Genomic DNA, 25,564 nt, shown 5'->3' on the forward strand with positions numbered 1-25,564 from the left:
GATCATACTTACTTCACCACGTACAAGTCGCCTCCCGCAGGCAGCAGTATTTCCAAACCTCCGTCGTGGTCGATATCGGACAGGATCACTTGTGTGGTTGAAAACCCGAGATTTGTCTTGAACTTAAACGTTCCGGAAACACCGATGGCGTATAAGAAACCATTGGCAGCAGTGAAGACGAATTCTTCTTCGCCATCGCCGTCTATGTCGGCAACCGCAATCGTACTTGTTGAAAGCACGCCGAGCGGCTCACTCCACACAATCTCTCCTGTGAGCGCGTCACAACATTTAAAGTAAAGGTCCTCGTAAATGCCGCCCAAATAAACCTTGCCTTGCGCATCCTGGGCAATGCCCTGAAACATGCCTCTGCCCTGATCCTCTTTGACGGATGACCATACATGCTCCCACAGACCGCCGTTGCCTCTCTTCAACAAGCCGTTCTCCACATACTGAACGCCGTGCAGCAATATTTCGTCTTCGCCGCAGTGGTCTACGTCAAACATCGCGCAATGGCCGTAGCCCACCCAGCGGCAATTTAACAGTCCGGGCAAGTTCTGTTTCTCATGCAGCGGTTTTCCTTCCTTGCCGTCAACTTCTGCGACGAAGAAGCTAGCAATGTAGGTCATGTCGTCAAGCCCATCCTCTTCGATCGAATGGGTAGCCATATACCCCCAGATCGCGCCGTTCCCTCTGTCGTGACCATCGCTGCGAAGCCGCCAGATAACCTCGCCTGTCAGACCGTTGACCATAATCATCGAATTTCTGTGCATCTCGCTTTCGGTAAAAACGTACAAAATATCGTAGTGCTCCGGAGACGTATAATGACCAAAGGTATACGACATGATCTTGCCTCTTTGCGGATACTTGCCCAAATAATTACGCCACAGCAAATTGTAATCGTTGTCGTACAGCTCGATCAACGCACCGGGGCCTACATATACAAATTCCTTAATGCCGTCTCCGTTGACATCCCATGGCGAAACCGACAGATGCACGATACCGGTAGGCAATCCAGGCGAATATTGAATATATTTATGGGAGGAATAAAAGGTATTTACGACTTCGAAATGAATGGCGCCATCCGTGCCGGTCACTGGTTTTAATAGTTTGTTGTCGGCACTTATCAGCTGGCATGGGTAGCCTTCGACATTCGTTGCCGTAACGGCGGTTAACTGTTTGCTTAACACAACCGGAATCGAGAAGATTAAGTTCTGCCCAGCCTGTGAAAGGTCAAACAGCTTGATTTCATTATAATGTCGGCACATTACGGCATAACGTTCAAGGTCGGGGCGGTATACAAAATCCATGAACTCCATTTGCAGTCCGTCATTTAATACATATTTCATCGTAACGGAGTTGTCGGCGTTCAGCGTGACAAATTCAATGCCGTTGCCGGTATAGATCATGATTTCCTTGTGTCCGTCACCGTCAATGTCTTCTGCATAGAAGTGCAGGTCGCAGTAGTCGATCCCACCGTATTGACTATGGTTTTGGCTCGGCGTTGTATACTCCTGCCTGGCGTATTGCACCGCATTTCCGCTCACGGCAGCGAGAGAAGTCACCGTGCCGTCCCGAATCAGGCATATCTCGATAGTGTTATCGGCAGGGTTTTCAAACACGGTTTCAATCAGACCATCGTTGTTCAAGTCCCCCGCATAAATCACCTTTTTATCCTTGATCACATACTTTTCGCTGCCGTTGCTAATATCAATTATTCTTACGGTTAATTCGGTAACATCAGTGTCGATAGTGGTTGTAAATATTTCGGCCTTACCATCATTGTCAACATCAGCCACAGGTGTCGTAGGGAAGTGCATTTCGGTCTTGGCGTACCCGTAATCGTTGTCCCACATCATAGTGAATTGGTTGTCTTTGAAATCGGCGGCCCATGCGTGAATTTCAACGCAATTGTTCACGATCACAACTTCGTCCACGCCGTCGCCGTCAACATCAAACAAACCCGAAAAGCCATAATTTCGTACATCCGTACCTTGAGCGCTGTATTCAAGTTCACCTGTTTTGATGTTGTACATTTCGATATGATCGTGGCAGACATTCAGTACGCTTGGAACACCGGTTCCTTTCACATCACCAACGACCACAACAGGCGGATAGTACAAATCATGTCTGCCGCGGTGAATTTTCCACAAAGGCTCTTTCACGTCATATCCGTTGTCAAAGGTAAAGAACAACCCAAACTCGCCAAAAAGTGCGATTTGGCAGCCTTTAACTGCGGGGTCAAGCTTGCCAGCAGCTATTCTTGCCGGAGCAGTCGCATTTTTTAAAGGCAGCGTATATTCCCAACATACATCCCCTGTCTTACCCGACAAGATAACAAGGCGAACACCACCCTCGAGGAGTAGAATATTCATATCGTCTCCGTTGCCCAGGAAGTCGCAGAACGACCGAACAGAACCGGAAATTTGCCGTTGCCACAGCAAATTTCCGTTAAGGTCGTATACATTAATCAAGCCGGATTCGATCACAATCAGTTCCTCGTAACCGTCAAGGTTTAAGTCATAAGTCCAGGCACTGGTCGTACCTTCCTCTTTGTTATCCCATTTGGCAACAACTTTTGGATCTGTAATTCGACCTGTACCCGCGCTTCTTCCCGTAAGACGTTGATCGCAGCGGGGAAGTGCCCAGTCCGCATAATGAGTCGGTGTTGTCATCATCTTCCATCACCTTTCATGATCGGCATCATACTTCCTTTAATAAATTCTGCTTTCTGCCCGATTCACATAAAGATCCGGCGAGTTCCCTAGCTTATGATTAATATCATTGCTGAGCGCATCCAGTTCTGCCATGACTTCAGCTGACAAATCCAAACCGGCAGCAACGTTGTTGTGTTCCAACTGGTCCAGGTCGCGAATGCCCGCTATCGTCGACGTAATGCCTTTGTTGATCGAGTAAGCCAGGGAAAGCTGGGATGTCGATATGCCCAAACGCGCCGAAATCCGGTTTAAATGATCGACCAGTTCGAACATTTCGGCTTCCACGCCTGGCTCCCGATGATTCGCATTATTAACGCCGTTGTCGGCAAAATGTCTTGATCCCGTGCGATTATAAGGCACTTCTGAAGTATCCTTATACTTGCCTGTCAACAAACCTTGCATGATCGGCATATAACCGACAACGCCGTATCCTACTTCCTTACACATCGGCCAGATAGCAGATTCGATCGCACGGCATGCGATATTGTAGCACAGCTGGTTAGCAATCACTTTAACGCCCGATTCCTCGATCCAGCCCATCTGCTGCATGCCAAAATTACTGACTCCGATATGGCGTATCTTTCCTTCTCGGCGGAACTTGTCAAACAACAGCAGCGTATCAATCACTTTCTGCTTGTCTCTGGATGGCCAGTGAATCATATAGAGGTCGATATAGTCGGTCTTTAGCTTGTTCAGCGCTCCGTGCAGGCTCTCTGTTCGCTCTTGGTCCGTTTCTTTAATGCCAACCTTGTCGCATATGATAACCTGGCTTCTTTTTCCATCCAACGCATTGCCTAACGATTCCTCGCTGCCGGAATACCCTTCGGCATTATCGAAGAAATTGATGCCGCTGTCGATAGCCCCATGAACAACCCGCTTGACATCCTCTTGCGACTGATCGCCCCAGTATCCACCGCCGAAAGGCCAGCAGCCAATACCAAGCGCGCTAACCGACAAATCCGAATCACCCATTAAGTTGTACTTCATATACAACACCTCCGAATCGATTTAGTAAAGCAGATTGGCCGTGCTTGCTCCATCGTTAGCGCCCGGCATATGGAAGATGACTTTCCCATCCCGGGTGATGCACGTCGTCTCGATCCCGTTCACAGATACAGACGGATGTGCAGCCTGACAAATCACCGTGATCTTCCAGTCGCGAGCAGACTTCATGCCATCGAAATTCCCTTGCCGTGGATGAATGCTGATCTTTATGCCTGCAGCGTCTGCACTCACTTCAATCAGCGTCGAGGCTATCGTTCCCCCTTGATAGTTGTTCGTTACGCCATCATCCTCGTACAAGGTGTAACAGCTCTCTCCTTCCGGATACAGCAGCAGTTCCATATGCTCCTCATCCGCGCCGGTAATGTAATTCCGCAGGCCCCATTTCGGCACAATCGCTCCTCCCTTGAGGAAGAATCCGCCGCCGCGGTTCGCCGGCACTTCGTAATCGATCCATCTGCCGCCGGCATATTCTTCGTTCGTCCACATATCCAACCACTTCCCTTCCGGGAGATAGATGCGATCATTGAACGAACTGATCAGCATGGAGGGGCCGTACATATACTGCGTAACGTTATCCCACGTCTCGCTGACCTCAGGGTACACAAGCGGCATACTCCGGACGAGCGGAATTGAATCGATATGTGCTTCCAGCGCTGCAGAGTAGGAATAAGGTACGATGCTGTAGCGAAGTTTCACATACTCCCTGAATATCTCTTCGATATCGTCGCCCGCGTACCACGGCTGGAAGAACCCGGCCCAGCTGTCCAGCAGCGGCCATGCCGTGAACATGGCATAATGCATTCTTTCCTTCGTATGCAAATCCATGTCGCAGCTCATGTTGGGATGTCCGTGCATACCCAAATTGATAATCCATCCCAGCGATTTCTTGCCGCCGCCGCTGTCGCCGCAAGTGGTCGCTCCCCAGCGCTGGATACCGCTGAAACCGCCGCAGAAATGATGCATCGGACGCCGTCCGGTATGTTCCTCGAATCCAAGATGCATCTGTTTGGACAGAACCGTCTGCAGCAAGTTGTGAATTTCGGGATCACTCATGCCATTTGCGTAAACTTTCTGAGGATCAGACGAATCGGTATAATGCGCCGGGTCAACCTTGAACCCGTCCACCCCCTCATCGACAAACCGCTTCAGATGGTCGAACCACGGCTCGATGCCGAAATCCGTATCGTTCCCGGCTCGTCGTTCTTCCTCGGGCGTGAAGTCATGCGTACAGTTCAACCAGACGGAGAGCTTGAATCCGTAGCGTCGCAGCACGCTGATGAACGTCCCGGGATAGTTCTTCTCGCGATCCCCGTCCGGTGTGCGCATCCAGTCGCGCACCATAAATTTCTGTTCGTTCCAATCCTTCGATGTGCTGCCATCGTACTCTCTTTGCATCCAGCCAGGCTCCAGAGAGATCATGTCGCAAGGGATATCCTCGCGCCGGAAATCCCGTGCATCCTGTAAGACATCGAAGTTACGCGCATGGTAGTTCGCTATGTAGCTGAGGCCGTACATCCATTTCGGAAGCAGACAAGGCGCACCCGTTAATCGCGTGTACTTCTGTGTAATTCCATGCAAAGAACCACCGTACAAGACAAAAAAGTCGATTTCGCCGTGGTCCCCGTAGAAATACATCTGATCCTGCTCACGCGCGCCAATATCTGTTCCGTGCCACCAGGCTGTGTTAAAGAACACGCCCCAACCGCGCGAACTCATCGCCATCGGGATCGGCAGTTCATTTTTCTGGTACAAGACACGGTTCAGAACCGACTTGCCGTTAAACATCAGAAATTCGTCGGCAGCCTCGCCGAAGCCGTATATTCTGTCTTCACCAGTAATCGAGAAGGAGGCGCCGAATGGGGGGACATTACTTTCGAATGCGCGTTCTTCAAATTTGGTGCAATTCTGACGATCGTACCAATGCTCGAGCCGGTCTTTCAACCACTCTCCCCGCTCCTGCCACTTCTGGATCGCGCTTTCACCCCACCCCATCAGCGTAATCGCGGACGTGATACCTTCTGCACGCATGAGAATCTGATGATTCGCAGCATCGATCGTTAGCGATAATGAGCCTGCTGCCAGCGTATTCTCGTTCACCTGGGCGCTACAATCGGCATCCGGACTCGCATCGACGATGCTGTACCGTTCTGAAATCGATTGTGCAAACTCCTTTCCCATACGAACCCGAATAATACCGTCAGCAATCGCTTCCAACTGAATGCTACCATGATCACCTATCTCATATTTCATCTTCATATTCATCCGCTCCTCGAAAATAAATATGTTGAGTGTGTTATTCTTTGAGAGGCTTTTTATTCAAAACTATCTATTGGACCTCCCAATCCCTCCGTGGATTGTGATTCCCTTCCAATATCCGTTAATTTATAACCTTACATCTCACTTACATTAAGAATTACGCCCCCCTACACATCGAGTCCCGGATTACACGCCATTTCCAGACGTATTTTCCCTTGAAAACCCTTACACTATCAGTGTTTTTATACTAGGTTCAAAATAGCACAAAAAGAACCTAATTAAAATATCTAAATCCCTAAAATAGCAATTAAATTTAAATCTTGACGTAAGTAAGTGGGGTACATATAATAAAGTTATCTATTCAACACGATAGATAACGCAGTGCAACACAATTTCAGGGAGGGAAATAAGTATGAAGAGAAAGACTGCATTGATCTGTATCATGGCTATGATTTTCATCGTTGCGAGCGCTTGCAGCAACAATAATAACGCCGGCAGTTCAACATCACCCCCTGAATCCACAAACGCAAACGCATCCGAAACCGCAAACACAACCGAAGCCACAAACACAACCGAAGCCGAAGCCGAGTCGCAAGAACCGGCGGAAACACCTGTATATGAAGATCTGGGCGGCGTCACTGTCAAATTTGCTAACTGGGGAGACAGCAGCTGGTCGAAGCCGGGCGATGACGAGAAAGGCCTGCGCGAACAAGCTTTCCGTGAAGAGTTGATGAAGAATTACAATTTCAAAATCGAATATCTTGCCATTCCCGATGACAGTTACCTGCCGACAGTCACTTCATCGATCATGTCCGGCAATCCGGCCGCGGATGTCTTCAATCTCATGATGGACGCCATACCGGGCTTTGCCGCCAAAGGCTTGCTCTACCCGCTTGATACGGTCAAAAGCTACGACTTTATAAATGACCCGAGTATCCAAACTGCCGTGCGCGATGCAGTCACCTGGAACGATGGGCATACATATGCCTACTACAGAGGATCAAGCGCATACCTGGGCAGTAAAACGTTCACCGTGTTCAACAAGAAAATCGCGTCCAGCCTCGGCCTGGATCCTTACGATCTGTGGACTAAAGGAGAATGGACCTGGGACAAATTCCAGGAGTATGCCGCATTAGCGACAAAGGATACAAACAATGATGGCGTCAACGATCAATGGGGCTTGACAGGCGACATGGTCCTCCTTCCCCTTGGATATGTCGGTTCGACAGGCGCGGAGCTGCTCGATAAAGACCACAAAATTCATTACAACGATCCTAAAGTAACGCAAGCTCTGGAAGCTTTCAAGAATCTGAAGCCATACCTGCAAGCAGCACCTGAAGGTTCCAACTGGGACTTCTATATGACTGCATTCGCCAAAGGAAATGTACTGTTCTCGCAAGCTAATCAGTGGTGGATGACTTCAAGATACCAGGATATGCAAGATGATTGGGGCATCGTCCCTTTCCCACTTCCGAAAGCGGGAGATCCGTACTATACCGTATCTGATATCGAAGGCGTTCAAGCAATTCCGTATAATACAAAGAACCCTGAAGCGGTTGCTACAGTCATCAAGCTGCTGGCCCAGCCTCGTCCATGGGATCTAGACGAGAACGGACAGCCTCTCGTAGACAAATCGGATCCGAACTGGTTCTGGCCGGATTACGAGAACCAAGTCAGAGACGAGCAATCCCTGGAATCTCTTAGCACAATCATCAACAACGAGAAATTCTACTTCGACAAGCAACGCATGTACAACGTATATTGGAGCGACCCAGGTTTTCAAGCGATGGGCCAAGCTGTCTGGGATGGTACAATGACGCCGGCTCAAGCGATCCAAGCCAACGAGAAGCCAACCCAAGAGAAGCTGAATGCGTTCCTTGCGGAAGCAAACAGCGCGGCAGCCGCAAAATAAAAGAAATCATTTCGTCACTTAAGATCAAGTAAAGACAAAGCCCTTTCGAACTCCTCTTGGAGACGGAAGGGCTTCTTTGTTGTTCGTGCACAGAAACAATTAAATAATGGATGACCAGGTCGCAGCCTTCTGGGCATAGGCTTCTTTCACAAGCATTGTCTGATAGGCTTCCTTCAGGCTGCTTGGCATTGAGGCGCCGGATTGCACAGCATCAAAGAACACCTTGTTTTCTTCATAAAATCCATTGGTCAAATAAACTTCCGAGCTGTCGCATACCTGGTCGCCTGTCATTGAACGCACGACTTCGCCTTTGCGGATCATAACGATCGATCCCGGAATGTCGTAGCTGTCGTTCCAGATGGGCAAGTGCAATATGATCGTCGAGTCTCCAATATGAAGGGTTGCGCGTTCGATTACGACACCGGCATTGGGGCATACGTGAATATGCGCGATGGCACCGTTCGTCATTGAGGCATCCATATATACGTTGCTGGGGCGCTTGCCGGGAATGTCCTGATAATTGAATCTCACATGCTCATAATCGCCGCCTGTCAGATAACGAACCGCATCGATCGCGTGGATGGACGTATCGGAGAAATCCTCGTCATTGCGCCCATGGCGAAAAAACTCATAATGCGCATAATATACCGCCCCTCCCAGCTCATCCAACCACGCCCGGCATATTTTCATCAGCGGAATGAATCTGCGATTGAACGCAACCAAATGCGGCACATTATGCTTCTGTGCAGCTTCGACCAAGCGCAATGTCTCCCGACTGGTCTTGCCGGGCGGCTTCTCAATAAACATAGGAACGCCGTATTCTAATACGGCGTTCCCTACTGTTGCAGATGCTGCTTCAGTCACAATGACGCATACCGCGTCCGGTTGTTCGGTTTCTATCATTTTTCGATAATCCGTGTAGGCGCGCTCGAAACCGAATTTTGCCCGATAGGCCTCCAATTTAACCGGGTCCAGGTCGCTGCAGGCAGCCATCACGAATGATGGGTTGCTCTCTCGATACCGAAGATAAGATGGGCCGTGATTCGTTGATGACATCCCGCCGCAGCCGATCAAACACATTTTCATGCTTGTTATGCTCCTTCCTGATCCACAACATATAAGAAACCGTTAGTACCCGTTACGACAATCTCACCATAACCGTCGCCGTCCACGTCACCGAAAGCCGGCCAAGACAGCAAGGTAGGAAACTCCATTCTCCATACCACATTCCAATTCTCACCGGTAAACCGAATGGCTTCAAGTGTGGAGCCTGAAGTATATACAATCTCCTGTTCTCCATCGCCGTCAATATCGCAAGCGACAGGCACCGCAAGTTCAGGACTGTTTACAGTATAAAACACGCCTACTTCCTCCCCAGTAAGCGGGTCCAGCGCGTGTATCGTGGAAGCCCCGTTCAGATAGGCCGGTTCTACAATGAGCTTCCTGCCCTGGTAGTGGAATTCGCATTGATGCGTCCTGTCTGTGTACGTTCTTTGTTCGTTGCCCCATACAAGCCGGCAGCGATCTTCCATATCATTCTCATTGATTAATTCGACACTGGCAGTGCCGTGAGAATCCCCCGCATTGCCGAAGAAGAAATTGGATGAATGACCTTCACACGACAGCGGGATCGGAGAAATGCTGGAAACCCAGCCGGCTCGATAATCTTTGATCCACCGGTTCACCCAAAATCCGCGCATGAAGTTTTGAAACAGCATTTCACCGGTATCGCTTTTTGCTGCCCACACATTGTTCCCGTAACCTGTCAGCACTTCATCTACGCCATCGCCGTCCATATCCCATGCCGTGAGATAGAATGATCCAGCGCCCGATTCGTTGAATTTGCCTTTGCGGATGGCATCATGCGACCAGAGCTGCTTGCCGCTCTTGCCATCCAATCCGTAGGTGATGCCCGTGTGTTGTACATTGCGTTGTCCGGAAACGACCAGCACTTTGCGGCCATTCGCATTGGCAGAAGTGTAGAAACCCAGAATGCCGCGAAAGCCGCTGGGTGAACCTGAAGGGATCAACGGGAATTCAGTCTTCCACAGATCCACTCCGCTCGCGTCGACCAGCTTGATCCCGCCGCCCTTACCGTTGATGCGCACCGCTACCTGGTTTTGACCATTGCCCAAGAAATCGTCCGCAACGACGCCGAAATCCATGTCGCTCTTATACTGCTCGGCCGCGCCGAAGCCGTCCGTGAACCAGCGCTCTTGCAGCGCGCCGTTCACTGCTTCATAATTGACGACCTGACCAACACTGTTGGACACGATGATACTGTTGCTTTCCCCGTTCATTCTCGCAATAATCGGCAGCTTGACTTGCTGATTTGTCGGTACTCCCCAGCAGAGCGGCTCTAATTGAATGCCCGATATTTTGAAGTTTTGCGGATTCTGATACTTGGTTTCCCAACATAGCAAGAGTTGACCGTTACGGCGCGATTTGATCAGACTGACTTGATTTCCCCGGGAATATTGGATTTGAAAGCTTTTGACGGCTCCTGACACCGTGTGCCTTGTAATGGTTGTGTTCATGCCCGTATCCTGATAGACATAGAAACAAACCTCATCGCCGATCTGACCGGTAACGACATATTTCAATCCCTGCTGCGATTCCTGGCCCGGATGCACCGCCATCTGTTCATCGTGAAAGCTGTCAAAGTTATAACCCCACTTGGATTTCTCCGATGTGTAGATCACTCTACCATCCAAGTGACACAGGGATATTCCGGAATACTCCGGTACATCGATCCCAGCCGGCTCAGACAGAAACAGCTCCAGCTTGCCGTCTTGGTCAATATCCACCATGTCATGTAAATACGCATTTGGAATGTCCATGACTTCGTGGCCTGTGAGCGCATCCAATATTTTCACATGCCATTGGCCGTCGCCTTGTTCATTCCAAATGTTGAAGATCATCTCGTCTTTGCCGTCATCGTTGCAGTCGCATACAGGTGTTCGGGTATACGCCGTGATGACCTGGGCAGATTCGATATGATCGTCGTAAATTTTAAACCAATTCTTGCTCAGATTCACGCCATCATTGTTAATCACGTTCACGTCCCAGGGGTAACAGGACAAGATCATGACCTCTGGAAATCCGTCGCCATTCAAGTCGCGCGTCAATACATAGCCGCGCTTGCGAGATCTATGCAACAGAGACTGCGGGAAATCCATGATCGGTTCTCGGGACCTGATATCATAGACCGTGATGCCCTCCCAGCCTTCCACCACGATCTCAGGCACACCGTCGCCATTCATATCGTCGATGACGATATGAGGTCTCTCATGATAATAGGGTAAATCAACTTGCCATAGAATCTCCGTTTCCAGCTGTTCATTTAACACCCGGCACACGACCAGTGAATTGATGCTGTTATGCAACTCCATGCTGTCCGTCACATAGACCAGGTTCAACTCATCCGGTGAAAAAAGGTGAAACAAGCGATAATTCATATTGTCGTGCCGATGCAGGATTCGCCCGTTCACAACATAGTTAAGCCCGTTGAATTCATAGCGGCTCTCGATCTCCTGATAACTGGCATCCATCATTTCGGGAGCTTGCATCATTTGACGGTCCACGGCGGTGTCCTCGGTAACTTCGAAATAGCCTTTGAAGTTTCCGAATTGCGTTTCCATGACCACTTTGGGATTCGTAATGTTGCCGGGCAGCGGACTGTTGGAATTTCTTCGATTATTCCCCTTGAGCGTTTGCCATTGATCCCCCATCGATCTGTCGTTCATAGTAGCGATGCCCTCCTCTATTATTTGATTCCGGAATGCTCGATGCTCTCCACGAAGAATCGCTGGGCAAAGATGAACAGGACGAGCAGCGGCAGAATGACCAGCAAGGAAGCCGTATTGCCGATGGCTACTGAATAACCAAGCGGCGGCAGTACTTGATCGCTAAGGCCGAGTTCATTCATGATGACCCGAGTAACTTCAAATACGACCGTAGTCAACTCTTTGGAGAACGTCACGAATCCCGGTGTATAGAAGGAAACGTAATACCCGTCCGTCCATTGCCAAACAAAAGAATACAGGAAACAAGTCATCATCATGGCATAGGAACTAGGTAAAATAATTCGCAGGTATGTGCCGAAACGTGTGCATCCGTCCATATAGGCCGCTTCCTCGAGTTCTTTGGGAAGCCCTCTGTAATGTTGGCGCAAAATATAGACGTACAAACCGTTCTTATAACCCATCACCGTCATGGAGGTCAATATGAAAGGCCAGAAACTGTTCAGCAAATTGATGCCTCCGGGCTTGAACATGCCAATAATGCCAAAAACATCAAAGTTCTGAAATGTTATATATTGCGGAATCAGAATGACCATCGGCGGCACGACCATCGTAAATATCAACACGCCGAACAGCAGCGAGCGCCCGGGAAACTTGAAACGGGCAAAGCCATAAGCAACTAACGAAGAAGCCACCACTTGCAGCAGCGCCACGATTCCGGCCAACGCGAATGTGTTAAAGAATGTAGTCCAATATTCCAATTTGAGATAACTTGATGTAATGAAGAAGGTGCTGATATGTTTCGGCAGATAGATGACCGTAATGTCTAGAATGTCTTCTTTGGCCATGAAGGCATTGGATATTTTTTGGATGACAGGCTGCAAAATGATAAAGCAGATGCCGAACACAACGACATAATGAATCAGCTTCACAGCAAACTGGCTCAGTACTTTCAGCCATCCGTTCGCTTGCCATCTATCCCTTGTTTTTCTGAACCTCAGCGTGATCCCGTTAGTTTTCATAGTGGACACCTCTAGACATGATGGCCGTAACGATGCCCATCAACACAAGAATGACGACAAAGTAAGACCAGCCCATTGCAGAACTAATGCCGAAATTCGCCTTTTCAAACATATTTTTATTGATGGTAATAATGATCTTGTTCGTCGGCCTGGTAAAGCTGTCAACGATGGTATAGACGAGATTAACCACGATAAACGGACTAACCATAGGAAATGTAATTTTCCAGAAAAATTCCCAGCCTGTCGCACCGTCAATATGAGCGGCTTCCTTGAGCGAAGGAGGAATCGTCTGCAAGGCGGATAGAAAAATCAGAATCTGTACGCCGGAAAGCGTAATGAGCGTGTAGATTTCATTAACGGCTTCTAGAACATAATCCACCAAAGTCATATCAAGTTTGGAACTCGTGAGGAAATTATAGAGATTGTATGAGAAAAAGTTGCCTCCGCCGGCATCAGCGATCAGGTTAGGGTCAACAGCCGATTTGGTCAACAAGATCATGCTGTTCTGTTCGAAGTTAAGCAATACGCCGGAGGTGATGATGACCGGGAGGAAAAAAACCGCACGCGCAAACGCGCGGCCCTTGAACTTCTGGTTCAGTAAACTAGCAGCTAAGAAGCTGATGATCAAGATCAGAGGAAAATCCAGTAAGATTTTCAAGACCGTCTGCAGCAGCTCGGGGGCGAAGGTGGCATCTTTCAGAAAAATATATTGATAGTTACTCCATCCGATCCATGAAGTTTTAAACCCTGTGGCCGTATTCTGAAAAGAGCTGAAGCTGTAGATTAACGACTCGATGATCGGCTTCATAAAGAACCAGACGAAGCCGAGCAGGAAGGGCAAAATAAACAAGTAACCGGCAATGCTGTTCTTTGTCGAGATCGGAATACGGGCAAATGATGCGAATTTCCAGAATTTCATCGCGATAACCGCCTCTCTTGCGATTCCTAATGGATTACTTTATATGATTGCGCCGCCAGGTTCATCGAATCGACTGTAACTTCCGACGGGCGATAATTGATATAAATGCTGGTGTTATTCGCATATGTGACCTTGTATACATCATCCAGCAATCGTTCATGATTCACCATTTGAACATCAGCAAGCGGCTCCAGCACGCCACGCGCCTCGTTATAGATTCGTACAGCCTCATCGAACCATATTTGATAATCCAGCGAGTACAGGTAGTTGAAGTTAGAATCTTTCAACTCTTCACTGCCTCCGTAAACCCACATCCAGGAAGGAATGCTGCCGGTTTCAAGCAACTTGAGCAGTTCCACCTGCGGTGTGGCTTGTGTCTGATTAATCGGAGCGGTCGCATACGGAATCAAGCCATGTACGACCAACTGATAGAATGGCACATCATACGTATAGAAATCCAGCATCGATGAAGTAGACGGCATGCGATCAATGAAGCTGACATAAGGCAGCGCGTAGCTGTTTGTACCCGACGCCATCAGCGCAACGTTGTCAGCAAACTCGCGCATGACCGCTTCATCGTTTTGCTGGCTCATGGTTCTGTCATACTGATTTTCATCAACGAAATCCGAATTTAAATCTAACCCTTCGTATTCCAGCGCAATGCCGTTTATCTTGTTGTTCTTCTGCAACGAAGCATTGAATTGATCGGAGAGCTTCTTTTTATATTCCGGATTATAGATGTACCACGCTTCTTTCCGGTTTACATTGCCGGTGCTGATGGAGAAGCTGCGCTTGTATGCCGTCTTCTGCGTAATAAATTGCGCCGCATCCCGGGACTCTCGGAAAGAATCAAACCATGAGTTGCGAATGGTATTCCGATAGGAACCGTTCCAGTCAAAATAAACTCCGATGTTCTGTTCAGCAGTCGTTGTCAGGAAGCGGTTTAGACCCTTCTTGCCGCCTAATGTGCTTGATGGATTGACATAATCGGGATCCGTATTGCTGATCCCGCCTTCCATCCATCCGGTATACTTGACTACCCGGTCCTTAACGCCCTTCTCCGCTAATTGTCGTAGAATATCACCCGCCTGATCAAACGTGGTCAGTCCGATTTCCGTATCTCGAGGAAAGCCCAGGAAAGACGCTTTCTTGTTCACCGATCCGACCAGATTGAAATAAAACGGGTAGGTATGTAATTCTTTCTTTTTTTTTAATTCGTTTACTTCGTTTGGTTTGTTCAGCTTGCCTGATTGTTGTAAATAATTACGATAATAGCTGGCCATCCCGGAATAGTTGGCGTTATCACCGACGAAGAAAGCGTAGCGAACTTTATAAGTTCCCTTGTAGGCCGTCTTCTGATACACTCGCACCTCGGCTATACTGCTGAGGGACTGCAGGCCGACCGTGTTGTTCTCATGGATGCTGTACAAGAGTCCGAGAGAATTGTATTCATTGATGCGTCCGGCTTTATTGATTTGCAAAGAGGCCAGAGCCGCGCCGTCTTCCAGAATGCCGAGGTATGATTGGTCCCCTGTTTTGATGCCGAGTACCGGGAGGTGCATGTTCTGCATGGTCACCGTTTGCGACGAAATATCCAGGGCATTATCGTTTCCGTAATACTTCATATTGAATTCAGACTTGAAAGGTTTATTGTCCTTGAAATCGACAATGGCTCCGCTGCCATCCGGGATGAAGAGATATCCTTCCTCTTTCGCTTGACCAGCGCCGAAAAAAGGCAGAAAGGTAATGCCCGTGACGATCAATTCCTTGCTCGATCTAATATCCGAAGTAGGAACGGACACCACCAGATTATCCTTATCTAACGAATATTCAACGCTGATCGTGAACCACTTCACCGCTTCCGTTTCGACCATGCCCATTTTTGTTTCGAATGCCTGCTTGTCCTCAAGCGTAAATCCGGCTTCCTCGAACAATTTGCTGATGCGCGTAAGCCCTGTGTTTGAGACCGAGCCGAACATCATATAGATTTCGTCCATATTGGCAGCGAGCGGATATTGAGCGATGATATCTTCTCTGCGCTTGGCACTCTCTTTGGCCATGACCACCTTGTTATAAGCATTCTTAAGCGAGTTCTTGTCTCTGGCCTTGGGGAATTTGGGCAATATGATTTTCTCATAGTCGTCCTTGGTGACAGCACGCGGCATATAGGTTACTTCGCCTTTTGGCTGCAGCAAGTAATCCACCTTGACCCCATGATCGGTCTGATAGAACTTGAATTGCTTATTGGCAACGGACAGCTCGTAATTGTTCGCTGTACTGATGTGGTTCGCCTTATCCGCATATTGAATGATGAATTGCGATGCCAGTTCGGACGAATTGACACCTGTGGCAATGGCATCTCCCGACTTCGCCGGGGGATTCGTATACCACATCCGGCCGGTTTTCTTATCCTTGACCGCCGCTTCCGAATTATCCGGATTCAACAACAGCTCCAAATTATCATTCTCCGCCACCTTGACGAAATCGTTGCCCTCGAGCGTCAGAGGAGTGGCAGAAGATCGGTCGAGATTTCGATCATGATTGTAATCATTCGGAATACCGCATGCGGTCAATACCGACAAGACCAGCATAATCACAAGCAAAAAAGTGGTGATTCTCTTGTGCACGGAACACCTCTCCTTCCTATTGACGAAGACTGATCTCCTGCATAATCGTGCTGATGAAAGAAACGAATCGGTCGATCAGCGTGAAGAATAATATAAACGTAAACAACATGATGCCCATGGAAAGAACGACGAGTAGAAATACAAGTATCGTTCGTCGAATCGTGTACTGATGTGTGACCAATGTGCCTATGAACAGCATAAATCCGACCCAAAGCGCCGAAAACATGTTGATATAACGCAAGAATGCAATCTCCCGCAGTGTCAGGACGTTGGAAGCGATCAGAAAGATGAATCCCAGGATGACGGCCGGCACATACGCATAAGCAACATGAATGACGATGTCTTTAAAGCCGCCTTCGCCATCCAGCAAAGTGGTAACCGCCCAGTTAGCCACACAGAACAGCACGAATGGGACGACGACATTCAACACTTCGGTCATGATATTGAGCGATTCCATCCGATTGACATTGAAGATAAAACCAGTCAACTGGCGCTGCAAGATCGTAAGAACAAGCATCATCGCCATAATGAGTAAGGCGACTCTAATGGAGCCTCGCTGCTCGTGCTTCAAGTCGTAAAACCCGTCAAACGGGTGAAACAAGACGTGCTTGATATACCGAATTTCATTGATCATTCATCGTACCTCCCCTAGAAGAGTCTCCGCTATCCTGCATTATTCTTGATCATCTGCAGACGGCTTTTTCTCTGTCGCCGCCACAGGAAACGGAGGAAACTGAGCAGCACGAGCGCGACGATCGCGTAACCAATCACATTCCGCAGAATCGACTCTCGGTAATGCTCGTAAGCTTGGTTATAACCTTCGCGATATTCGCCTATTTTGAAGTAGTGCATCGCTTCTTTGTATTCGCCAAGCCGAAGCAACGCTCTGCCCACGCCGATATAGCCTATCTCAAAATTCGACGAAAGGCTGAGGCTCTTCTTCCAACTCTCCACAGACTTCTCGTAAAGCCCATCCCTATATGCTTTGATACCTTGTTCGATGCTTTGAGCGAATTCGGTCGGCCGATATGCGACGACCACGTTCCTTAACGAGTCGGCCACGAGAAGCGAATCGCCCAGCCTCTCGATGGAACTGACCTTGTCGAACAGCCCTTCATTGCGGCCCGTCCCGCCAAAGGCATACAGCAGCACTCCGTTGTCGTCATAGGTGAAAATCCGATTGCGACTTTGGTCCAATACGCTGAATATCCCGTTTTCGTCTACCACAATATCGACAAAACTGGAAGGTCCGGCCTTCGCATCCCGGGTGGCAGCCTTAACTTTGAAGTCCAAGTCTCCTACAACGGGATAATATCCCGACCTTCGCAGAATATCGTCGCCCTTCAGGTTGAGCTTCTTCACCACGTCATCTTGCCCCGATTGAGAAGCTGAAGGCGAGATCCATCTCAGAAGTTTGGCCGAGATCGACTCGTTCAAGTTATTCACCTGAACGCCCCCGACTGTCAGCAAGCGACTATTGATGCTGTTGTACAAGACTAATGGATCAACAACGTTGATCGTTCCATAAACAAAGTTGTTCTTGTCGACGAAGATGTTGTTATATTCGGTCGGCACGATCCGACTGAGCTGTTTGGCTTGCTCTTTCGTCAAGATCTGTTTTTTCAAATAGAGCATGAGGTCAAAGCCGACTTTGGCCGCACCCAGAAAACTTTTGACATCGCCGTTAAGATCGATGTGCATAATTCCGAAATTGACGCCCTTGGCAACGACAAATATATTATCCGTGCTGTTCAGGACGATTTTCGTAGGTGTAAACTGATAGTTTGCGCCGAGCATTTCAGAGGTAACGTGGTCGATTAGCCTGATGAATTTGCCATCCTTCGAGAGCACGACAATGCGATTGTTTCTAGAATCCACGATGTACAAGTCACCGTTCGAAGCGGTTGCGATATCGGTCGGAAAGTTGAACTTCTCCTGTTTACCGTCTCGTACAAATCCTTCAATCACACGTTCCAGCTTCAAAGAAGCATTCATCACGACGATGCGGTTGTTGCCGGAATCGCAAATAAATAATTGATTGTCTTTGACATATAGGCTGTTAATATTGTTGAACGACGTAATTCCTAATTTGGTGCCATCAACGATATTGTCCACCTGATATGCATCTCGCAACGCCAGAGGCTCCCCGTAAATATTGTAGGTGTATGTCTGATTGGGGCTGTATGCCATCGCATGAAGCGGCAGACATAACACAGCTAATAATAGCAGCAAGACCTTTTTTTTCATCGGACTCCCCCCTTTCATTATGCAATCATCATTCCTTGATCCCTGATGCAGCCATCGTATCTACGATTCTGCTTTGCATGATAATGAACAAGGTGATCGGTACCACCATAATAAATACGGATACCGCTGCGCCGACACCCATACGGGCAAAGCCGCCTTGCAAGATTTGAGATAGCGCATAGGGCAACGTTTTGAATTGCTCGGAAATAATGAATGCGCTGGCAGGGTTGCTCCACAGTCCCTGCACAGAAAGGATAGTCAGAGTCAGCCATGCCGGCTTAACCATCGGCATGACAATGGTAAAGACAATTCTCAGTTCCGAGGCCCCTTCGATCCTCGCTGATTCAATGATAGGGTCCGGTACCATCTGCTCGATGAATTGCTTCATCAGAAACAGACCGAGTGAATACCCGAAAGCCGGAATAATGATAGAAAGCGGTGAATCGACCCAATGAAGGAATGTCATAACGAGATAGTTTGGGATGTTAGTAACCTGAGGTGTGAACATCAAGGATGCAATGATGATGGAGAAGAACAGCTTGCGGCCGGGGAATTCATGTTTGGCCAGTACATATGCAGCCGTTGTCGCGAACAAGACGTGTCCGATCGTACCGACTATGGTGTAGAAAAGGGAGTTAAACAAATATCTGGAGAATGGCACCCATGAATTCGACATGATCATCCACAGCATAGAAAAGTTCTGTCCCGTCGGTTTGCGTACAAAGAAGCTCGGCGGGAACAAAAACAATTCGTCCAAAGGCTTGAAAGCATTACTTACAGCATAGATCAGGGGAAGAAGCATAAATGCGCCTAGAAATCCTAAAAACAGCATACTGATGATGTTTCCGTACAGCGAGCGCACACCCAATTTATTGGCCATAGTTACTGCCCCACCTTGCTTAGCATTCTTTGAACGGTTCTATTAATCCAAAGCATCGAGACAAACAGCACTGTCGCAATGGAAGAGGCATAGCCCATCTCGAAACGGATTGTGCCAGCGTCCATTAAATGCGCAACAACGGTGTGCGCCGCATAATCCGTACTGGGATAGCCCACAAGATCATTAATGACATCGCATGCCATGAACGAGTTGGTAATGGCCATGATCGATCCGAACATCAGCATCGGTTTCATGGAAGGCAACGTGATGAACCAAAGTTCCTGGACTCGGTTTTGAATGCCGTCCATGCGCCCTGCCTCATAGAGCGCATTGTCTACGCCTTTAAATCCGGCTAAGAACGACAGGAAGCCGGCGCCGAGGCTCATCCAAAGTACAGCGATGATCACGACCGTCATCATCGTTTTCGGATTTTGCAGCCACTGTATCGGTTCGTTCAACATCCCGAGCTTTAACAAAATGCCGTTAACATACCCATTGGCATCACCTGAGAATAACACCTTCCAGATGAAGTAAACCTGCCCCGTAATACTCGGCGAGTAGAACACGACAACAAGCGTTGCCCGGATCCAGCGCGGCAGATCGTTCAACAACCAGGCCACAATGAACGATGCGAGAAATCCGATCGGTCCAGTGATTGCTGCGAAGAACAACGTATTCCTAACGGCAATCAGGAATACATCATCCGACACAAACAGCCTGATATAATTTTGGAAGCCAATAAATTGAGGCATTTCCAGCAGGTTAAAGTCTGTAAACGACAGCACGATCGCCGTAATGACCGGAATGATCGTAAAGGTCGTGAAGATAAGGGCATAAGGAGCCAACAATAGGTAGGATACTTTTGCTTTTCCAATCTCGCTAATGAGCGTCCGCAATTTCGATCTAATCTTACTCACCTTTCTGATCTTTATTGGCGAAGTTGATTTCACGATAGATGTAGAAGACATGCCAGTCACCTCCTTGCAAGCCTCTTATTTTCGATTGACGAATTCTCGCTGCTTGATTTCCAATTCCTCGTTAATATATTTAATATAGTCCAGAATAGCATCCCGCGGACTCTTCGGCGGCTGTGTCATCACTGTCGAACGAAATGCATTATCGATGTGACGCGGCGTGAAATACCCGCCCGGAACCTCCGGAGTCCCTACGACCTCATCCATTTGCGTACGAATTACCTTATATTCGCTTGTAGTCCATGGAAGTCGGCTCAGCGCCTCGACATTCGCTGTAGGATATCTAGCGGCAGCGCCTTGCAAATTCTCCATTTCTCGTCCATAGAGCTCCTGCACATTGGCTGATGTCCACCATTTCAGAAACTCCCACGATTCCTCTGGATGGTCATTGTCTTTCTTGAACATAATCGACGAGGTTCCGACAAACGGAACGGCTCTATTGGTTGATCCATCGGCCTGCTTTGTCCCCGGAACGACTGTGAAGCCCCATAAACCTTTGATCTCAGGCGCAAATACCGACAGCATGTTATACGCTGTGTAATCTTGAATCGCAAGCGGCATTTCTCCTAGGCGAAACCGGTTTGCAAAGTCAAACACGAGCGGAATTTTGTAGTTCGAGTAAAAGGAGGACCACTGATCGAAAGCTTTAATCGCTACTTCCGAGTCAAGGTTAGATACGCGCCCTCCGTCTCTGTACAAGGCACCGCCTTTTTGCAAGAGAAACGTCATAAACGTCTCCATGCCCCCATTCAAAGTGCCATATCCGCTCGTTTCCACATTTGAAAAAGGAAGTCCGATCTCTAGATTGTTTTCCTGCAGCACCGAAAGCACATGGACCATCTCATCCCAGGTTTGCGGAGGCGCTATGCCGAGACTTTCCAGAATATCCCGACGATAGAACATCAGTAGAAACGATTGTGTCTCAGGAAGTCCGTACACGCCATCTGCTAGCTGATAGGGAACTACGGCACTGTCAAGGAAGCGGCCTTTCACTTCGTCAAAATCTTTAAACTTTGATAAATCCATCAAAGCACCGCGCATGGCATAGTTGACCGGATCAGCCATCCCTACTTGAATAGCCACATCCGGATTAATGCCAGACAGTACGGAAGGAAGCAGATTGCCGCTTTGCACCAACTTCAAGTTAACCGAAATTCCCGTCTGCGGCGTAAAGGACTGTTCGATCATCTGCTTCACTACCTGCGCCTGATCGCGTCCTGTCACCATCCAAAGATCAATCGAATCTTGTTGTTCGGTAGATACCGTACCGATGGCATCATAATCCTCGAAGAAGGATGACACAAAAATACGCACTTCATGTGACATCCGTTCAAATATATTAGCTTCAGCCTTAGGCATTTCTCCCTCTAGTCGACCTGCCATGATGTAATCAATCGTCAACGGCTGTTCGCCTAGCGTAAGAATCAAGGTTGCCATACCTGCCAGATTGGATTTGAAACTGCTCAACCGTTTGGCAATGGTCTCAGGCTTGCGTACAAAGGACTCTAACTGGGCGGATGAATTCTTAATTAAAGCCGATTCACTGCTTCTTGAGCCTGTCAACGCGGATAGACTTTGTGACAACTTGCTAAGCATCTTGGACTCGCGTTCAAACACAACCATGATCCCCGGTAAATATTCGTCCAGCGCATAATCGCGATAGGCATCAGGTGTAGAGCCTGTTATGGCAATAATTTGACGATAAGCGTCATTCAAACTGGCAACTGATTCTTCAATCTGGTGTACGATCTCGCCTAGTCCGCCGAGTACGGGCTCCAAGGTAATGGTATGCTCGCCGGGTTCAAGCCCAAACCAGAACGGATCGCCGTGATCATCGCCAAACAAGTAGTTTTTCCACTTCGTTGAATACTTGAACGGAATGACTTCCACTTCGGAGAATGGCACTTTCCCGTCAATGAGCAGCCTCCGGTATGAGATTCGCCCTGGGGACAAGTTCTGCTTTCCCTTCAAGGCAAGTTGATAAAGTCCGGCCTCATCAATGTGAACAGTCCAACTGATTTGCTGATTCGACTTCTTCCAGTTATTCCCTCCAATTGCGTTTATCGCTATTTTCGAGCCTCGATAAGGCGAAACCTTCGGGGATGAACGATCGCTGATCGGATAAAGAGTAGGATCGTTGGTCGCGATGGCCGATTCACCTTCGATGAACTGTATCTTGGCATCCGAAGGCGTATACCCTTGCTGCTGCCAGCTTTTCAAAGCCTGATCGTAAGCAGGGTAGGGTTCCGGCGCTTGCAAAGTCAGGGAACCGATGATCATTTCTTCTCGCAATGCATGCAGAGCAATTGTGTTCTTGCCCTCATTTAAATAAAATTCCAGCGGCTTCATATTGAAACCCCGAGCATCTCGCATAAATAATGTTTGCCATTGTGGGTAGGTGATTTGAAAGGGGCGAATGTCATTGCCGCGGGGATCTTGCTTAATTTCCGTTTTACTCTTCCATAAACGCGGAAACGATAAGTCTCCAGCCGTGTTGTAAGGTACACTGCCATTAATGAGCAATGCCCGCTCCGGATCGGAGCTACCTTGCTCTGTCGAAGAATATTCTATGTACATGGTGTACAGCCCCGCATGAGGCGCGGTAATTTCATATTCCACCGTGGAATTGTCTTTGGTCAGCAGACCGCTGCGACCCAGAAAGTTCCCAACCGGCTCCACATTAGCGGCTGATGAATAATGCATGACATCAATGGTGATCGGAGTTAAGGATTCACTCGACTTCTCATTGGAGTTGAAGGAAGCAAGATAATCCTCGTAATCCGTGCTGGACGATATACCTGAGATAATATTTTCGTCAGAACGGGGCAAGTTATTCGTGGATGAAAATACAAGAGAAGTAGGAGCTGCCAACGAAAATATCAGCACAAAAACAAAAACAGAAGCAAACGTTTTCACCTTCATGATGTTCGTTCCCTTCTTAAATTAGAATTACAAACGGCATATCTTAATAATTTAATCATAAGTAGATCCGATACTTATGTCAATATTTAAATTTAATGAGATTCGACGTTTACATTAACTGGGTGAATTTCTCGTTACCGCTCTCTCTTTTTGTATATGAATAAAACCCCATATCCGCTGGAATATCAACATAACAGCGCGGCAATGGGGTCCTCATTCTATTCATTAATCTGACAATATTTAAATTTAGATGCCAAGATATGGCGTGGTGCGATACCTATATGGTTTTACTGACGAAACGGAATCCTCTCATTCGATCTATACCATTCATACTTCTTTCCTTATACGCCCGCAACTCTTCCAATCCATACTGTTGTGCCAATTGCTGCACGGAGACGTCCGGATCAAGACAACGCAGCGTAAACCATTGCTCCCGTTCCATCAAGCAATCCTGCTCAATTCGCCCCGCATAATCCTTTAAGAGCGCATCTCTCTTGTCGATATTAAAGTTCTCATGAAAAATCCGGCGATCCAGGTCGAGGGTAATTCGGCTGATATTGATTTCTCCGGGCTTCTTTGAATAATGAATTTCTTTGCCGGTAATATCATAGACAATACAATCGCTTAACAGGGTCGATGTCACAATATAAAATTGATGATTGATTGCATGGGCCTGCAGAGAGGTGCCGGCGGAATAGGCGCTTGGCCATAACACAAGTTCCGCCCCCTGCTGAGCCAATCGCTTCCATACTTCGGGGAAATTCGCATCAAAACAGATGGCCATACCAATCGTTCCAAAGTCCGTTTGATAGACAGGCGCTTCCTCGCCGCTTGCAACCGGTGGAGTCAAATCGAACTCATTCCAAAAGGGATAGACCTTGTCATAGATGCAAACGATCTCCCCTTCTCGGTCGATAAGGATTGCAGAATTTGCCTGCTTGTTCTCATCGATTAGCCGGAACATGGGATGGATAATATAGGTATTGTATCGCTTAGCCAAGGCGCGCATCGTCAAGACCGCTTCACTGTCGATCTGCTCCGCATCGTTCCCTCTCCAAGTTTCCGGCAATACAATCAAGTCGCATCCTTTAGCAGCCTCTTGCTCTACGATTGCACTGATTTCGGTCAGTGGTCGATTGGAAAAGCTAATACTAACAATCTCTACCGGTCTTCCCATCTTCTCATTGTCCATATGAATCGCCTCATTATAATAAATTTGGATTATTTGCTTATAAATCCGCGAAGGTTATCCAGCACAATTTTACAAGGATTATTCGTTTTGACAACTTTGATTTCCAGCGAGACTTGATCTGTCGTGGATTCACTATTGGAATCCAGTGGTATTACAATTCGTCTAGTCGACATCCAGCGCAATTGATAGGTTTCACGGAAGCTGGTGGCATCGCCGTTCTTCAGTGACACTTCAACGACGACATCCTTCCCGCGGTCCATGACATCCAAGGCAATATGCGTCAAGTCAGGATTATCGTGCAGGTAGTTGTTCAAAGGTCGGATCACAACCGCCTCCCCCTGGCCCTGTGGAATCGTCCACAAAGTCGAACCCGAGCCTTCTGTCACGCCTTCCGGATACAGAAACATATGTAGATTACCGTTCGTCCAGTTTCCCTCGCTTCTGTAACGCTCCAACGTGCTTCCTTCTACAAGCCAGCCGCTATTCATCGCATTTTCCAGACCATCGAGCAGTATGCCTTTGTCCGTAGCCCAAATCGCAGGCCGGCTTGATATTACATGTTCCTCGGCATAAGGGAAATCTTTCTGAAACATGCTCGTCAGCATGGGCAAATCAGCAGGCATAATGTACACGACTGTTTTGGCCGTTAATGACTTCGCATGCGGACCGTCCGCTGCGATATTGCTGTGCAAGCATGGACCCCATCGGATTCCCAGCTCATAAGGATTATCGCTTGCAGTGGCAATGATATGTGAATTATCATCCGACACCCAGCCAATCGGAGCCAGCAAAGCGGTGTCACCTTGTTTGGTGAACGCTTCCGTTGTAAATCGTTGTATCCACGGGCCTTCTTTGTAGGGTTCATTCTGATACTCAGCACGATTTCTTTCCACGTCCGACAGCCATCTGAACCCTTTTCCTTTGAAAAACCCGAACGATTTCCTCGCCATTTCAAATGCCGGATGATTCTCAATGGAAAAAGAAGATGTCTGTAAACAAGGTTCATAGGAGAACAGCGCTTCATCGGACGAGATCTCTAACCTGCTCTCAATCGTAATCCTGTACTGCTCGGGGACGACCCGCATATGCAGCGTGAAGGGAATGTTGGGTCCTGGCATTAACCTTGGTTCGAGACAGAGCAAACCTTCAAC

The 25,564-nt window shown here is 48.1% G+C and carries 16 protein-coding genes; 1 reads left to right on the top strand and 15 read right to left on the bottom strand.

Features of this window, described 5'->3' with window-relative positions; translation table 11 throughout:
* Positions 1-8: 8 nt before the first annotated feature.
* Genes BM412_RS12010 through BM412_RS12020 form a run of 3 tightly spaced genes read right to left on the bottom strand, consistent with a single transcriptional unit; the run spans position 9 to position 5,975 of the window.
* On the bottom strand, positions 9-2,672 hold the full coding sequence (locus tag BM412_RS12010; protein WP_091217981.1) for an FG-GAP repeat domain-containing protein: 2,664 nt from the start codon (positions 2,670-2,672) through the stop codon (positions 9-11).
* A gap of 39 nt (positions 2,673-2,711) precedes the next feature.
* On the bottom strand, positions 2,712-3,701 hold the full coding sequence (locus BM412_RS12015) for an aldo/keto reductase (protein ID WP_091217984.1): 990 nt from the start codon (positions 3,699-3,701) through the stop codon (positions 2,712-2,714).
* A gap of 21 nt (positions 3,702-3,722) precedes the next feature.
* Positions 3,723-5,975: a glycoside hydrolase family 31 protein gene (locus tag BM412_RS12020; RefSeq protein WP_177245796.1), complete on the bottom strand. Its 2,253-nt coding sequence runs from the start codon at positions 5,973-5,975 to the stop codon at positions 3,723-3,725.
* 412 nt (positions 5,976-6,387) lie between these two features.
* Between BM412_RS12020 and BM412_RS12025 the strand changes: the two genes are divergently transcribed.
* A complete protein-coding gene (locus BM412_RS12025) occupies positions 6,388-7,887 on the top strand; it encodes an ABC transporter substrate-binding protein (RefSeq protein ID WP_091217990.1) in 1,500 nt (499 codons plus the stop codon).
* Positions 7,888-7,986: 99 nt separating this feature from the next.
* On the opposite strand, the gene BM412_RS12030 is transcribed toward BM412_RS12025, so the two are convergent.
* From BM412_RS12030 to BM412_RS12085, 12 genes are all read right to left on the bottom strand, one after another.
* Positions 7,987-8,973 carry a Gfo/Idh/MocA family protein gene (locus BM412_RS12030; protein ID WP_091217992.1) on the bottom strand — a complete coding sequence of 329 codons (987 nt, stop codon included), beginning with the start codon at positions 8,971-8,973 and terminating at the stop codon, positions 7,987-7,989.
* 5 nt (positions 8,974-8,978) lie between these two features.
* Positions 8,979-11,633, bottom strand: coding sequence for an FG-GAP repeat domain-containing protein (locus tag BM412_RS12035; RefSeq protein WP_091217994.1), 2,655 nt, complete (start codon positions 11,631-11,633; stop codon positions 8,979-8,981).
* 20 nt (positions 11,634-11,653) lie between these two features.
* Positions 11,654-12,652: a carbohydrate ABC transporter permease gene (locus tag BM412_RS12040; RefSeq protein ID WP_091217997.1), complete on the bottom strand. Its 999-nt coding sequence runs from the start codon at positions 12,650-12,652 to the stop codon at positions 11,654-11,656.
* Complete coding sequence (locus BM412_RS12045; protein WP_091217999.1) at positions 12,642-13,571, bottom strand: carbohydrate ABC transporter permease; 930 nt, start codon at positions 13,569-13,571, stop codon at positions 12,642-12,644. Before BM412_RS12045 ends, BM412_RS12040 begins: the two co-directional genes overlap by 11 nt.
* 26 nt (positions 13,572-13,597) lie before the next feature.
* Positions 13,598-16,198 (bottom strand): DUF5696 domain-containing protein, encoded by a 2,601-nt coding sequence (locus BM412_RS12050; RefSeq protein ID WP_091218002.1) that lies wholly within the window; start codon positions 16,196-16,198, stop codon positions 13,598-13,600.
* 16 nt (positions 16,199-16,214) lie between these two features.
* Positions 16,215-16,832 (bottom strand): YIP1 family protein, encoded by a 618-nt coding sequence (locus tag BM412_RS12055; protein ID WP_091218004.1) that lies wholly within the window; start codon positions 16,830-16,832, stop codon positions 16,215-16,217.
* 29 nt (positions 16,833-16,861) lie between these two features.
* Entirely contained in the window at positions 16,862-18,445 is a 1,584-nt protein-coding gene (locus tag BM412_RS12060; RefSeq protein WP_177245797.1) for an NHL repeat-containing protein, read from the bottom strand.
* 28 nt (positions 18,446-18,473) lie between these two features.
* Positions 18,474-19,325: a carbohydrate ABC transporter permease gene (locus BM412_RS12065; protein WP_091218010.1), complete on the bottom strand. Its 852-nt coding sequence runs from the start codon at positions 19,323-19,325 to the stop codon at positions 18,474-18,476.
* A gap of 2 nt (positions 19,326-19,327) precedes the next feature.
* Complete coding sequence (locus tag BM412_RS12070) at positions 19,328-20,293, bottom strand: carbohydrate ABC transporter permease (protein ID WP_091218012.1); 966 nt, start codon at positions 20,291-20,293, stop codon at positions 19,328-19,330.
* A gap of 24 nt (positions 20,294-20,317) precedes the next feature.
* Positions 20,318-23,221: an extracellular solute-binding protein gene (locus tag BM412_RS12075; protein ID WP_091218014.1), complete on the bottom strand. Its 2,904-nt coding sequence runs from the start codon at positions 23,219-23,221 to the stop codon at positions 20,318-20,320.
* Between the two features lie 277 nt (positions 23,222-23,498).
* A complete protein-coding gene (locus tag BM412_RS12080; RefSeq protein WP_177245798.1) occupies positions 23,499-24,398 on the bottom strand; it encodes a carbon-nitrogen hydrolase family protein in 900 nt (299 codons plus the stop codon).
* A 44-nt stretch (positions 24,399-24,442) separates the two neighbouring features.
* The gene (locus tag BM412_RS12085; RefSeq protein WP_177245799.1) at positions 24,443-25,531 is read right to left on the bottom strand and encodes a hypothetical protein; all 1,089 of its coding nucleotides are present in this window, start codon (positions 25,529-25,531) and stop codon (positions 24,443-24,445) included.
* Positions 25,532-25,564 lie beyond the last annotated feature (33 nt).

Source organism: Paenibacillus sp. BC26 (genome assembly GCF_900116125.1).
GTDB lineage: Bacteria > Bacillota > Bacilli > Paenibacillales > Paenibacillaceae > Paenibacillus_Z > Paenibacillus_Z lignilyticus.